This is a genomic window from Aeribacillus sp. FSL K6-1121, assembly GCF_038003725.1.
Classification (GTDB): domain Bacteria; phylum Bacillota; class Bacilli; order Bacillales; family Aeribacillaceae; genus Aeribacillus; species Aeribacillus composti.
Map to the genome: position 1 here is coordinate 579,170 of NZ_JBBOPS010000001.1, position 13,198 is coordinate 592,367.

At 43.1% G+C, this 13,198-nt stretch carries 21 protein-coding genes; all 21 read left to right on the forward strand.

The genetic code is table 11. The annotated features are described in order from the left end of the window. Positions 1 to 142: 142 nt before the first annotated feature. Positions 143 to 376: a hypothetical protein gene (locus NSQ61_RS02985; RefSeq protein WP_340805918.1), complete on the forward strand. Its 234-nt coding sequence runs from the start codon at positions 143 to 145 to the stop codon at positions 374 to 376. Then, positions 376 to 564, forward strand: a complete 189-nt coding sequence (locus NSQ61_RS02990; protein ID WP_340805920.1) for a hypothetical protein — start codon at positions 376 to 378, stop codon at positions 562 to 564. Before NSQ61_RS02985 ends, NSQ61_RS02990 begins: the two co-directional genes overlap by 1 nt. A 57-nt stretch (positions 565 to 621) precedes the next feature. After that, entirely contained in the window at positions 622 to 822 is a 201-nt protein-coding gene (locus NSQ61_RS02995) for a DUF5659 domain-containing protein (protein WP_340805922.1), read from the forward strand. 32 nt (positions 823 to 854) lie between these two features. Further along, positions 855 to 1,259 carry a hypothetical protein gene (locus tag NSQ61_RS03000; protein ID WP_340805924.1) on the forward strand — a complete coding sequence of 135 codons (405 nt, stop codon included), beginning with the start codon at positions 855 to 857 and terminating at the stop codon, positions 1,257 to 1,259. A gap of 886 nt (positions 1,260 to 2,145) precedes the next feature. Beyond that, a complete protein-coding gene (locus tag NSQ61_RS03005) occupies positions 2,146 to 2,799 on the forward strand; it encodes an NUMOD3 domain-containing DNA-binding protein (protein WP_340805927.1) in 654 nt (217 codons plus the stop codon). A gap of 193 nt (positions 2,800 to 2,992) precedes the next feature. After that, positions 2,993 to 3,601 carry a DNA-methyltransferase gene (locus NSQ61_RS03010; protein WP_340805929.1) on the forward strand — a complete coding sequence of 203 codons (609 nt, stop codon included), beginning with the start codon at positions 2,993 to 2,995 and terminating at the stop codon, positions 3,599 to 3,601. Positions 3,602 to 3,626: 25 nt separating this feature from the next. After that, positions 3,627 to 4,049, forward strand: a complete 423-nt coding sequence (locus tag NSQ61_RS03015; RefSeq protein ID WP_340805930.1) for a phBC6A51 family helix-turn-helix protein — start codon at positions 3,627 to 3,629, stop codon at positions 4,047 to 4,049. 20 nt (positions 4,050 to 4,069) lie between these two features. Next, positions 4,070 to 5,776: a phage terminase large subunit gene (gene terL, locus NSQ61_RS03020; protein ID WP_340805931.1), complete on the forward strand. Its 1,707-nt coding sequence runs from the start codon at positions 4,070 to 4,072 to the stop codon at positions 5,774 to 5,776. Between the two features lie 46 nt (positions 5,777 to 5,822). Next, the gene (locus tag NSQ61_RS03025) at positions 5,823 to 7,331 is read left to right on the forward strand and encodes a phage portal protein (RefSeq protein WP_340808031.1); all 1,509 of its coding nucleotides are present in this window, start codon (positions 5,823 to 5,825) and stop codon (positions 7,329 to 7,331) included. Positions 7,332 to 7,351: 20 nt separating this feature from the next. Then, positions 7,352 to 7,891, forward strand: a complete 540-nt coding sequence (locus tag NSQ61_RS03030) for a hypothetical protein (protein WP_340805933.1) — start codon at positions 7,352 to 7,354, stop codon at positions 7,889 to 7,891. Positions 7,892 to 7,907: 16 nt separating this feature from the next. Next, the gene (locus NSQ61_RS03035; protein ID WP_340805937.1) at positions 7,908 to 8,294 is read left to right on the forward strand and encodes a hypothetical protein; all 387 of its coding nucleotides are present in this window, start codon (positions 7,908 to 7,910) and stop codon (positions 8,292 to 8,294) included. Positions 8,295 to 8,355: 61 nt separating this feature from the next. Continuing rightward, positions 8,356 to 9,378 carry a major capsid protein gene (locus NSQ61_RS03040; RefSeq protein WP_340805939.1) on the forward strand — a complete coding sequence of 341 codons (1,023 nt, stop codon included), beginning with the start codon at positions 8,356 to 8,358 and terminating at the stop codon, positions 9,376 to 9,378. Next, the gene (locus NSQ61_RS03045) at positions 9,378 to 9,578 is read left to right on the forward strand and encodes a hypothetical protein (protein ID WP_340805943.1); all 201 of its coding nucleotides are present in this window, start codon (positions 9,378 to 9,380) and stop codon (positions 9,576 to 9,578) included. Before NSQ61_RS03040 ends, NSQ61_RS03045 begins: the two co-directional genes overlap by 1 nt. Positions 9,579 to 9,592: 14 nt before the next feature. Then, positions 9,593 to 9,964, forward strand: coding sequence for a hypothetical protein (locus NSQ61_RS03050; protein WP_340805946.1), 372 nt, complete (start codon positions 9,593 to 9,595; stop codon positions 9,962 to 9,964). Continuing rightward, positions 9,961 to 10,776 carry a hypothetical protein gene (locus NSQ61_RS03055; RefSeq protein WP_340805950.1) on the forward strand — a complete coding sequence of 272 codons (816 nt, stop codon included), beginning with the start codon at positions 9,961 to 9,963 and terminating at the stop codon, positions 10,774 to 10,776. The genes NSQ61_RS03050 and NSQ61_RS03055 overlap by 4 nt, the downstream gene beginning before the upstream one ends. A 12-nt stretch (positions 10,777 to 10,788) precedes the next feature. Then, positions 10,789 to 11,187: a hypothetical protein gene (locus NSQ61_RS03060; protein WP_340805954.1), complete on the forward strand. Its 399-nt coding sequence runs from the start codon at positions 10,789 to 10,791 to the stop codon at positions 11,185 to 11,187. Next, positions 11,187 to 11,549 carry an HK97 gp10 family phage protein gene (locus tag NSQ61_RS03065; RefSeq protein ID WP_340805958.1) on the forward strand — a complete coding sequence of 121 codons (363 nt, stop codon included), beginning with the start codon at positions 11,187 to 11,189 and terminating at the stop codon, positions 11,547 to 11,549. The genes NSQ61_RS03060 and NSQ61_RS03065 overlap by 1 nt, the downstream gene beginning before the upstream one ends. A gap of 5 nt (positions 11,550 to 11,554) precedes the next feature. Then, entirely contained in the window at positions 11,555 to 11,998 is a 444-nt protein-coding gene (locus tag NSQ61_RS03070) for a hypothetical protein (protein ID WP_340805962.1), read from the forward strand. A 7-nt stretch (positions 11,999 to 12,005) separates the two neighbouring features. Continuing rightward, positions 12,006 to 12,449 carry a phage major tail protein, TP901-1 family gene (locus NSQ61_RS03075; RefSeq protein WP_340805966.1) on the forward strand — a complete coding sequence of 148 codons (444 nt, stop codon included), beginning with the start codon at positions 12,006 to 12,008 and terminating at the stop codon, positions 12,447 to 12,449. A gap of 59 nt (positions 12,450 to 12,508) precedes the next feature. Then, entirely contained in the window at positions 12,509 to 12,874 is a 366-nt protein-coding gene (locus tag NSQ61_RS03080) for a tail assembly chaperone (RefSeq protein WP_340805971.1), read from the forward strand. A gap of 98 nt (positions 12,875 to 12,972) precedes the next feature. Further along, positions 12,973 to 13,194, forward strand: coding sequence for a hypothetical protein (locus NSQ61_RS03085; RefSeq protein WP_340805974.1), 222 nt, complete (start codon positions 12,973 to 12,975; stop codon positions 13,192 to 13,194). Positions 13,195 to 13,198: the final 4 nt, after the last annotated feature.

Sequence of the window (13,198 nt, forward strand, 5' to 3'; positions counted from 1 at the left end):
TAAAGAACGGATGGAACTTTTTACAAACGCCCATCAGCGCAATGCTGGCGGGCTTTTTCGTGTTAACCGCACGGCAAATTCAAACGAAAAGGAGACGTGAATCCGGCGCTTTTTTAATTTAAATTGACATGGAGGTAGTTCGATGGAAACGAACAATTATGTTAAATTACGCACCGAAAAAGGCGAGATAACGTTATCGGACAATCCGTATTATTACAGCGATGCGGTAACGATCAAAACCGACGACATAACGATTAATATGCCATTACAACGCTTCATACGCCACTTAATTTTTATTTTCGGCTACGACAAAGTAAAAAGCGCGGTCGATAACTTTCCGCAGGAACTACGTTATAAGCGAGGAGGAGCCGAGTGATGGAAAAAATAAACGAGTTCTTTTATTGTTATTCGCCAAATTTACATGAGTTCTTACGCACGAATGGTCAACGTTATATTTGCGCAGGTCTCAACGAAAATACAATGCGTAAATTTTGGCAATATAAGCGCACGCCTGAATTCGAGCGTTTGTTAGCGACATATACAACGAATAATCCAAACCGTTGACGAAGCGTTAGGCTGACGGCTTAGCGCTTTTTATTTTGCGAAAAGGGGTGTATTTAAATGAACGAAAATTTCTACTGCTATTCAACGACATTAATGCACTTTTTAAAAGCGAATGGGATGCGTTATAAATACGTGACACGACACAAACGCACGAACAGACGTATGTGGGTATTTGATCGCACGCCGGAATTATCGGCACTACTCGATGAATACGATGTGAGAAAAGCGAGGGCAAAAGCGGAAGGCCGCATTAGTTAACGAAGTTAAATTAGTGAACGGAGGTATCGGTAATGAACGATGAAAAATTAACGGTTGAACAACGCGAGGCATTACGTCAAAAGCAATCAGTGCTCAACAACGGTCAGTATACGCCAATTCCCCATTGGATATATCGCGAACTTTTACCGGAACTAACTGCGAAATATGACGGGCAAACGGCGCGAGATTGCTTGACGCTTTACATGTATGTTCACGCATATGTTAACGGACAAAGCGAGGGATCGGCGTACATGTGGGCGTATCCTAACGTGAAAAAAATCCGCGAAGATACCGGCATACACGGCGACCGCATTAAAGGATTATTCGACATACTCGTGTCGGAAGGTGTATTGATTACGAAAAGAGTATCGTGGCATGGTCATTCGAAAAAGATGTATATGCCGTTATATCAACGGAAACTACCAAATTCCCATTGACGGGAATTAATCGTTTCCCATTAGCGGGAATTAATTAAATCCCACTCACGGGAAAATAAAAAGAACAACGGAAAAAGAACAATTTAAAAACAATAATACTTTGCGCAAGTATATTCGCTAACGCTCATATACTTGTCGCGAATAATACTAACAATAAATACTCATATGATATTGTCGCAGAAGAAATTATATGAAAGATTACTCGAAGAAGTATATAGATAAAAAAAACAAACGTTAGGTGCGCCGCATTTGTCCGAATAAGCGCACACTTTTTTCCGTGCCGATGTAACACGCCGCCTATTCGCCAATATAATAATGAAGCTTATCGGAATGGTCGTGTGTTTGTCCGTTACGAGAACGGTCGATTTCACCGGGCAACGCGTTCACGACGGACAGACCGCCGAAAACTCGAGGGGTTGGCGTTATCTCGAATTCGAAATTTATGCATTCGATAACGTATTCACAAACTCGCAAACACGTCACAAATAGCGTCATATCAACGTTTGTATAAAATCGTGCATAAACGATAATTCGCGTAACTTTGTGAAATGGCGTTATATCAACGTTTATGCAACGTATGTATATAACATAATGGTTTTTATGTTAACTAGCAATGAATATACTATACATCGATATGCAACGAACGCATGTTCGCCGAAATAGCCCCCCCGGTATGGGTTTTTCGAAATTCGCGCCCTGGTATCCGAAAATTTCTTACAAAATTTTAAAACTCGAACCCTTTAAATTGTGCATATAATACATTAGAATGGTACATAGGCGGAATAGGAACGGCGTCGCGAACCGTTCCGACAAGCGTAAAACTCCGATTACGCTTTCCGCCATTCTTATTAAATCGGAGTAAATAAACAATGCGGAGGTTGTTTATATGACGGAAATTAATGATAAAGACGAAAAAGAAATAGTTCGTTTATACGTTAATGAACGATGGACATTACGTCAAATAGCCGATAAATTTAATACTAATCATCATCGGATTAAACGCATTTTATTACGGAATGATGTCGAGATTACAACTAAAGGTCGACGTCGAGTGTTTACCGAAGAACACCGACGTAAAATAGCTGAAGCGCGCAAAGGTAGCAAACCGTGGTCACACGGAAAGAAAATGACGCGAGAGCACAACATTAAAAACATGGTAGCTCATATAAAATATGACGTTGACTTCGATTTTTATAATCAATTTGACGATATAGAAAAGGTAAAGTGTTTAAATAGGATATTAACGCGGGATAGAGTTAGTGTTCATTTCGATACAGAGCGATATAAACAATTTATTTTAAAATTTTACTACGATGAGCATTTTAACATAGTTTTCAATCGTTGGAAGGAATCAGGATTCGATAAATGGTATAGACCGTCACTCGACCATATCGTTCCTTTATCGAGAGGCGGTAGTTGGGAGTTAAGTAATTTGCAAATACTTAGTTGGTTCGAAAATCGAGCAAAGTGCGATATGACACAAGAAGAATGGGACAAATTCAAAATAAAAACGGGAACGAAAAGCGCCTTATTTATATAAGGCGTTTTCTTTTGTTCTTAGGAGGTGATGCCGATTATGGAAGGGCTAGAAATCAATAAAATTCATCAAGGAGATTGTTTAGAGTTAATGAAGTATATTCCCGACAAGTCCATCGACATGATTTTGTGCGACCTTCCATACGGTTAACGGTACGACCTCGTGTAAATGGGACTCGGTTATTCCGTTTGAGCCGTTGTGGGCGCAATATGAGCGGGTAATTAAAGATAATGGCGCGATAGTATTAACGGCGAGTCAGCCGTTTACAAGTGCATTGATTATGAGCAATCCTAAAATGTTCAAGTATTGCTGGTATTGGGATAAGGTTAGGGGAGTCGGTCATTTAAATGCAAAAAAACAACCTCTGAAGTCAGTAGAAGAAATATGTGTTTTTTATAAAAAACAATGTACGTATAATCCGCAGATGAGAGATAGGGAGAAACCGCGAAAAAGTAAAAATAGAAGTACACAACAAGTATACGGAAAAAGTCAAGACGTTTTTGAGGGTGATATTTTAGAAAAGCGTTATCCTGTTACTCTATTAACTTATTCAAAATCGAAACAAGAAGATTTTACGCTACACCCAACGCAAAAACCCGTCGCCTTGTTCGAATACTTAATCCGCACATACACGAACGAGGGCGAAATCGTCCTCGATAACTGTATCGGAAGTGGCACGACGGCCGTTGCGGCAATTAACACTAACCGTCAATTTATCGGTATCGAACGCGAACCCGAATACGTTGAAATCGCAAATAAACGAATAGCAGAGGCGCTGGAAGCACGTCAATCCGGCGCCTCTTAATATTTCCACGAAAGGAGGACGTATTATGCAACGATTTCAATACGACGAAACGAAACTAAAGCCCGGCCAAAAGGAAGCAGCGGTCTTACTAGTTGAATACGATTTTACCGATAAGGACGAGCGCAAAACGAAAGAGGAAATCGCTGCGGAAGTCGGCGTCTCACGCATGACGCTACATCGTTGGGAAACGGGCGACGAAAACTTTATCGCTTATAAAAATTACGTTGCCAGTACGTATGTTAACACGTATTTGCCGTTCGTTTACAAGAAACTAATCGACGGTATTTCGCGCGGCTCGATGAAAGGAATCGAATTGTTCTTGAAGCGCGTTGGCGATCTTGACGAACGAACCGAGCTTACGATCGACGACAAACGCAGCGACAAATCGTTCGAAGAGCGTAAGGCTGAATTGCTCGCGCGGCTCAACGCAAAGCAAGGCGAGGATTAATTCGAATGGAGGTGCGCTGTATGGCGTACGTTGATGGTCAGTGGCTCGACCGCGCTGCACGTCAGCAGCGCATCGACGAGCTACACGAAGAAAACGATTTACTGCGCCAGCTAATCGAAAAAGGCGTTGCGACCGACTACGACCTCGATCGACTGGAAGCGAACTTGGCGATGCTCGAAAAGCTCGAGCGGGTGCACGACTGCGAATATAACTTATTGCGGTTTACTTACGAATATTTTTCCGAAGAGCTTAACCCTGGCAACCCATCGAACTTGATACCGGCTGGTCAAACGATGGAAAACGCGGCGGACTTTCACAAAACGCTCTGCTCGCTGCTTGACGAAATTACAAGCGGTAAGGTTGATAGTAATGTCGCGTGGTCAGTCGGGCGGCGGCATGCAAAAACGGCCTACTTATCGAACTCATACTTATGTCACCAAGTCGTTTATCGACATCAAAAATATATCGTTGAGGTTTCCGAAACGACCGATGTGGCTGGCGACTTTATTAAATGGACGGTAAACCAACTGAAATTCAACGAAAAACTTCGCGAAGATTTCGGTGAGTTGCTACACCCGAAGCCTTCGATGAATGAAGTCGATAACAAATACGAATTCATTACGTCCACGGGCACGAAAGTCGAAGCGAAAGGTATCGGAACACAGATGCGCGGGCTTCGCCACCTTTCCGATAGACCTGGGCTTTTCATTCTCGACGATTTAGAAAGCGGCGAAAACACGAACACGCCAGAACTTCGCGCAAAAAACTTGCACTGGTTCCGGTCGGAAATGCTTGAGGCGCTCGGGTTCGGCGGTATGTGTATATACATGGGTACAATCGTTCACTACGACTCGCTTTTAAATCACGTATTGACAAAGCGTAAAGACTTCATTTCGCGAAAGTTCCCGGCGATCTTATCGTGGAGTGAACGAGAGGATTTATGGGAAGAATGGCGTAAAATTTATAACTCCGACGACCCGGAAGCGAAAGACAAAGCCGACGCATTTTACGAAGCTAATAAAGAAGAAATGCTTCGTGGCACCGAAGTGCTTTGGCCGCAAATGTATTCGTATAAGTATTTCATGGAAAAACGTGAAAACATCGGCGCACGGGCGTTTAATCAGGAATATCTCGGAAATCCAGTCGACGAGGAATCGCAAATATTCAATCCCGAAAAATTTTCTTACTATGTCGATAGCGATCTTGATTTAGCGCAATGCGATATTTACGCTGCGGTTGATTTTGCGATGGGTAAAGAAAAAGGAGACTATTCCGCAATAATTTCTTTAGCGAAAAAGCGAGAAACAGGCGTATGTTATGTGATTGACGTATTTATTCAGCGTGTAAACCCTAATAAATTACTAAAAGAAATTGTTAAACGGACATTACAATATCAATACGAAGGAATAGCGGTAGAAGCACAACAAGCGCAAGAGTGGTTTGCTGAAAAATTACAAGAGGAATTACAAAAACACGGTTATCCGGCATACACACGGCTCCATAAAGTTAAACAAAAAACGAGAAAAGCATTGCGTATAGAAGCGCTTTTGCCAGACATTCAGGCAGGGCGTATTCGATTCAAAAAAGATCAGAAATTATTGTTAGAAATGTTTGAGATGTACCCAAACCATAATCACGACGACGGACCTGACGCATTAGCTGACGCTTATAAGCTAGCTAAAGGCGGGAACGTTATCGTTAAAACACATTTACGTAATATCCGTTAAGGAGGTGGTGTAGTTGGCGGATTACAATTTATTAAGCCCGCAGAGTATGGACGAATTGCTGTTTTCGCCGTATCAACAAGCGTTAGGGCGCTCAACGTGGCAACGAATTAATCAGCAATTGCGAAACTATGACTATTACGACGGGAAGCAGCACGTTCATCCTGACACGGGACAACTCGTCAAGGCGAAGGATTTGCCGCGACCATCCGGTCTCGACTACGACCCGACGCGGTACGCAACAAATTACTTCAAAGCGTTTATCAAACGCAAAGCCCGTTGGCAAATGGGCGGTAAGCACGGAATATCCGTCACACCAAAACAAATTGACGACCCGATAGAAGCGACAAAACCAGACTATGAGCCTAGCGAAGCACAACGTCGCGAAAACGAACGGGCGGAAGCGTATGAGCGTTTGTTATATCAGCTTTGGCGCGAAAACAAAATGCGAGAAAAGTTGCTAGCAGCGGCGCGTGATCGTTTAATCGCGGGACGTGTCGGTTGTAAAATCGTATTTAATCCAAACACCGGAAAAATTAAATGGGTGTTTCGTCCCGACTACGAAATAGTACCGGTTTACAGCGATGATGATTACGAGGAATTGGTTGCGGTTCATTTCGTGTCGTTCATCGACAACGAAGAAACAGGCGAAGAATTTATTCGAAAACAGACATTCTCGCTCGAAAATGGCGAGTGCTTCCTCGAAGAAGCGGTTTATGATTACAACCTAGATTTAGTCGAGCAAATCACGCCGAAACAATCGATGGGACTCGATTTCATTCCGGTTGTACTGTTCCCAGTCAATGATTTATCAGGCGAGTCAGTAGATTATTCCGAAGTAAACGACATGAAAGAGCAAACCGACATTTTAAACGAAATGAACGAAGATGCAATCGATTCGTTGAAGTTCGAAATGTTCCCGATGACTGCGGTACTAGACGCACCGGAAGGAACGGCGGCTAAAATGGCGATTGCGCCAGGCGCGGTTGTTGAGGCTCGCGGTGCGGCAGACAGTAGAGCGCCGGAAATTAAAAAGGTTGAGTCAGGCTTCCGTTGGAAAGAGGCGTTTAAAGATCAGTATGCTCGCGTTAAAGCAGCGCTTCACGAGATAACTAGTTTACCGCAAATCGTTCCGCAGGAATTGAATTTCGGCGGACTTAATGGCGAAGCATTGCACGTTTTATTTCACGACATAATTCAAGAAACCGAGGAACATTGGCTTTCGTGGGGTCCGCGATTAGAGGAACTACACGAGAAAACAATTCGATATTTGCAGGCTCGTGTTGATCGTCCGGTATTCGCTTACGACCGAGAAGTCGTAAAACTAATTGGTGACGATTATGACAACGAAATTAAATTTGTTTTACCTTTACCGGACAATCGAAAAGAATTAGTCGAATTACTTACACTTGAAACAAGCGCAGGTTTTGAATCAACGGCAGGAGCAATGCAGCGATTAGGCGTCGAAAATGTAAACGCGAAAAAACAAGAGATTACTAACGAAATTGCACAACGGAGACAAACAACAGACCCATATAACGAAACTTCGTCCGCGTGACGTTAAACGGAGGTAATCACATGAGCGAAGAAATGAAAAAAGAACAAACGCAACAAACGGAACAAGTCGACAATCAATCGCCAGCGGAGGCGGAAAAACCGCAAGTCGACAACAAAATTCCGTACGAACGATTTAAACAAAAAGTCGATGAAGTCAACGAGTTAAAACGTAAGTTGGCGGAAATCGAAAAAGAGCGCGATGAAGCAGAGCGTAAAAAACTCGAAGAACAAAACGAATATAAGGCCTTGTACGAAAAAGCGCAAGCGGAACTTGAAAAAATAAAAATGAGTGCGCTTGACGCGAAAAAAGACGCATTGCTCGCACAAGCCGGCTACACAAGCGAGCAAATCGAACGGTACCGTAAGTATTTAACTGGCGAAAATGATGACGAACTTAAAGCATCGCTCGAAACATTAATCGCGGATATTCCGCCGAAAAAGGCAGTAGGCGTTGACCCAATCGCAGGCAACACTGAAAAGCAACAGCCGAAACCGAAAGATGCGGCGGAAATCGGGCGTAATATATTCAAACGCCTGAAAGAAAAAGGAAAAATTAGATAATTAGGAGGGTCATTAAATGGCAGGTTATACTTTAAAAATCACTGAGCAGCCGTTTAAAAGCGGTAAAAACATTTTAGCGTCTGAGCATTTTCAATTTATTGAAGGTGGCGCAACACTGGACGCTGTTGCTATCGGCTCTAAAACACTAGAAGCCGGAACAGCAATCGCTCGTAATACTACAACAGGTAAATTCGAGGAGTACAGCGAAACAACTCCGGGAACATTTGAGCCTGGTTACGATGAGCCGGCTATTTTAAATGTTAACGTTGAAGTTGACGGCACAAACGATGTAGTAGTCGGTGAGGTTCTTGTTCGCGGTTCTGTTTACGATGCGAAAATTATCGGTGCTACTGACGCTTTTAAAGAAGCAAACAAAAACATTAGATATGTAAAACACATTTAACGTAAAGGCGCTTTCGGTGTGGATGCGTCTTAAAAATTAATAATTTAGGAGGAATAGAGTTATGGCAGGTATTACACATTTAGAAGAATTTAAAGAGCCGGCATTGCGCGGTTTAGTTGACGAAACTTTACAAGAGGCTGAACCAACGTTAGGCGACCGTTTCTTACCGAACGCAGAAATCTATTCGAATACTTTCGCGTATGACATCATTAAAAAATCTAAACACATCGGTGCGATGATCGGATACGGTTCAGAGCCTCCGGTTGTTGACCGCGATGCAGTAGCGTCCAAAATGGGCGAAATCGCGAAAATGGGTATTAAATATATCGCGACAGAGGAAGAATTACTGGCGTTAAACCAAGCGCGTAATAATGGCGAAAAAGCTGCGATGGTTGAGCGTTTAGCGCTTAAAGGCGTGGATCTCGTTCAAGCAATTCAACGTCGTATCGGCGTAATCAAGATGGAAGCATTAGCGAAAGGTAACTTCTCATATAACAAAAACGGCGTAAAAGTTAACGTTGATTTCGGTATTCCATCCGAACACAAAATCGCACTAACATCGCCTAATGATTGGGATAACGTCGATCGTGATGTTATCGCCGATTTATTAGATTGGGTTGAAATTTACGAAAATACTAACGGAAAATCACCAGACGTTATTCTAATGAGTCGCGAAGTTCAAGCGAAATTATTGCGGAACAAAGTGATCGTTACGGAAGCAGGTCGTCCAGAAGGTTCTACTCGCGTAAGTCAAGCAGAACTAAACGCGGTACTTGACGGATTTGGGTTGCCTCCGATTCAGATTGTTACTGACCGCAAAGTAACGGTTAAAAACATTTACACTGGCGACGATGAAGTGGTTGAATATTTCCCAGTAAATCGCGTTGTAATGTTAAGCGAAGGTGTCGGTAATTTCTTACTCGGCCCAACTGTTGAAAACAATTTCCAACCGGGAATTGTGTTGCAAGCATATGACAAGCAAGAGCCAATTCAATCCGTTTTACGCGCGGTGGCTGCTGGATTCCCAGCAATCGAAGCGCCAGGACTAATCTTCCACGCTGACGTATTCACGCCACAAGCATAATGAAAAAGCTAGTTGAAGTAGTCGGGGCGGTTGTAGACGGCAACCAACCCGGCTCAAAAATCGAAATAGATGAACGTAGCGCGAAACATCTCGAAAAAATCGGCTACGTTCGTATTCTTGCGCAGGAGGTTACGGGTGAAAAAGGTTCGTCAGCGCCGAAAAAGCCCGCAACTAGAAAGCGCACAACGTCTAAACAATAAGGAGGGAACGCTTAATGACGACAAAGGCGGAACTTGCCGAGCGACTTTTACGACGGTTTAAAGGCGTTCCAAATTTTTTATTAACGGACGCAGATGAACTCGTTGATGACGCGATGCAGGTTCATGGCTTTGCGTCATCAAGCAATGTTCCTGAATCTGATACAAATTTAATTTTACTTTACGCACAAGCCGAAGGCGCTTGGCAAATTGCTCTAGCTACCGCGCATTATTTTTCTTACCAGGACGGCGAGGAATCGGTCGACAAATCCAACATATCTGAACAGTATCGAAAACTAGCGCAAGACATTCGCGGACAGTACGAAGTGGAAAAAGCGCGAAAAAGTGGCTCTAGTTTTTTTGTTATGAAACGGATTGATAGATCATGACAGCCCAAACAGAACTAAACGAATTATTTCGTCGCATCGCCGCCGAACACGGTAAACTCAACGAAAAGCAAGTCGAATTTGCCATACGGGAAATCAACCGTATTCGCAGCGATATTGCCGACTTGTTAGCCGGTTTTGCCGAAAGCGACGGCACAATCAAACGACAACGTCTTATGCGATTGTTGCGCGAACTAGATACGATCGAGCGACAACTACGTCAATACGGAACGGCAGCACTAAACGACATAATCGAAGAATCAGCCGGTTTCGCAATCGAGCAATCGAACAATGCAACGGAAGCGGTTATAGGTGTCGCACTGATTTCAGCAGGTGTCGCACAAATAAATCATAATGTCGTCGAAGCCGTGACATCACGAGTTGCCGATGACGGTTTAAAACTGTCCGATCGTATTTGGAACGTGTCGGGCGAAATTCGTGATGTTATTGCAACGCAACTGCGTGCGGACATTATACGTGGCGAATCAGTAAGCACGATGATACGGAATATCCGTCAAATTGTCGATAATCAAACGTGGATGATTAGACGCTTAGTTATAACCGAAGCCAATACAGCATACCGCACCGCCAACGCCATGAGCATTGAACGAAGCGAGGTTGCGGACTGGGTGCGTATTGTTGAAAACGGAAGCCGTCACCCTCGACATCAGCAACACCGTTGCTATGAGTTAGCACGAGAAGATCGATATGGCAAAGGACGCGGAATTTTCAAACCGACTGATACCGAAATTTACTCGCCACACCCGCAGTGCTCAGCGTTCATTGTTCCGGTTCTAAAAGACGAATATTTGTAGGAGGTGATTACGTTGCTAACCGAATATGATTCAGCATGGATAAAGGCGAATCGGATGGAACTGGTTGCGAATCGCACGTCAACAATCATCGTAAAGTACAAGGACGTTACCGAACGCGACCCGTTTACGAACGAGCCGATTGGAGAAACGGAAGTAATTCGAACGGTACAGAGCGTAGTCACCGAAATAAGTTCGGCAACCGGAGCAGGCGCTGATCGACGATTGGAAAACGGAATAGAAGTCGAAGATGGCGACATTTGGCTATCGATTACGATTGATGACGTTGCCGATATTGTCGATAAAATTGAGCGTATTGAATATGACGGCAAGCAGTACGAGATTCTCGCTACCGACAAAAAAGGTATCGGCGAAATCAATCGTATTGAAGTATTAGGGCGGGTGATTTCGTAATGGCACGCAAACTCAACGTACAAGTTTTCGGGATTGACGATGTATTAAAAAAGTTCGCCGAAACAGGCGGAGAGCCTGCGAAACGTGATCTCGAAAAAATAACGGAAACTTACGCTAGGAAAATGGCGAGTGAATCCGCAGAAATGGCACCGGTTGATACCGGAGCGTTAAAAAATTCGATTTCGTCATCGCCGCAAAAAGCAGAAGGCGAAGGTATTGCGTGGGAGTGGGGTTCAAACTTGCCGTATGCAACACGGCAAGAATACGAGCATAAATCGAAAAAAGGTTTCGTACGCAAAGCGATTTGGAATAATCGAACGAAATACCGCGAAGCAATACGAAATAGAATAGCGAAAGGGTGACGAATTTGCAGTACGATATTCAAGCGTCAATCCTACGTCACCTAGAGCAGAAAACAGGTTTACGCGTTATTTGGATTTTCGACGGCGTGACGTTGCCGGACGAAACGCAAAAGCCGTATGTAACGATTGAACAAATGCAAGACGATATAACAATACTTGCGAAACAACGCGAAGCAGTCGAAACGATATACCGTTTTCAAGTCGGATTATTCGCAAGAACTGCGGCAGAACGGGCGAAATTACAAGAAAATGTACGTAAAATTTTTCTTTACGACGATTTTGCGTTGTTAGACACAAGCCAGCCGGGATTTCCATCGGTTGGCTTTTTTAATTGCACTGTCGAGCGTATCGTTCCTATGCCGGTAGATGACATCACAGAAAAATCTCAATACCACCGTGTTTATTTTGACGTGTTTGTTCAAAACATCGAAACAAAAACGAAGGAGTGACGAATAAATGGCGGTTTTGAAAGGTGAAAAAATTATTTATGCAGTCCGTTTTACTGATGAAATGTCTCAACAACAAATTTTGCGCGTTCTTTATCAAACGACAGGCGGACGTTCGTACGAAGCTGACGAAATTGAAGTAAATACGAAGGACATTGACGGAGTAGACTATGGATCCGTTACTGAAACGATTTCTTTCGAAGGCTTAGTTGGGATAGATGATCCTGCGCTTGAACATTTGAGAGATTGCATTAAAAACAAGAAATTTGCTGAAATTCTAGAAATTAACGTTGATACGAAAGAAGCGGAAGTCGGGAAATACATGATTTCTTCGCTTGAATTCGAATACCCTGACGAAGAAAATGCAACATTCTCGTTTGAAGCGACACTTGTCGGAAGCACAACGAATGAGACATTGACGGAAGTTCCAACAGGAGCAACAACTATTGATTAATTAACGGCGGGCAATCGCCCGTCTTTTCTTTACTAAAATAACGACGGAGGTAATAACGTATGGCACGTTTTGAAATAAATGGAAAAGAGTACGAATTGAAGTTAACGTTTGAAAGCGTTAAATACTTAAATGGTTTATTCGAAGGTGGTTCGTTTGAAGTTATCGGAAAAGCGATTATGGGCGACCTCAACACTTTCCCACACATCATTCACGCCGCATTGTTCCACACTGGCGAAAATTTCGCGTTGAAGGACGTTGAAAAAGCAATTGACGAAGCAATTCAAAACGAAAAACTCGATCTCGACGGAATTGTTAAATTGTCTAACGAAATTGTTACGAATAGTTTTTTCTACAAAAAGACGGTAGACAAACTACTGAAAGAAAACAAAGAAGCGAAGAAAGCAATCGAACAGCTTCTGAAATAAACGACGAATACGAACAGGTTATATTTAACGGTTGGCGTTATTTATCGCTAAAACCACACGAAATAGAATCGCTAACACCGCGCGAATTTGAGATTCTTATGAAAGCGGAAAATGAACGACGATACGACGATTATGAGCGTATGGCAATTCAGGCGCTTATGATCGAAAAAGCACATCGTGAAAAACGACCGAAATTAACGGATTTGTTCAAGCGGCCTAATGAACAAAATCACGATAAAAAGACGATAAATGAACGGCGAAAAGAAGTTGATGAAATCAACGCGTGGCTTTCGACGTTAACAACAGAACGGAGGGGGTGACGGC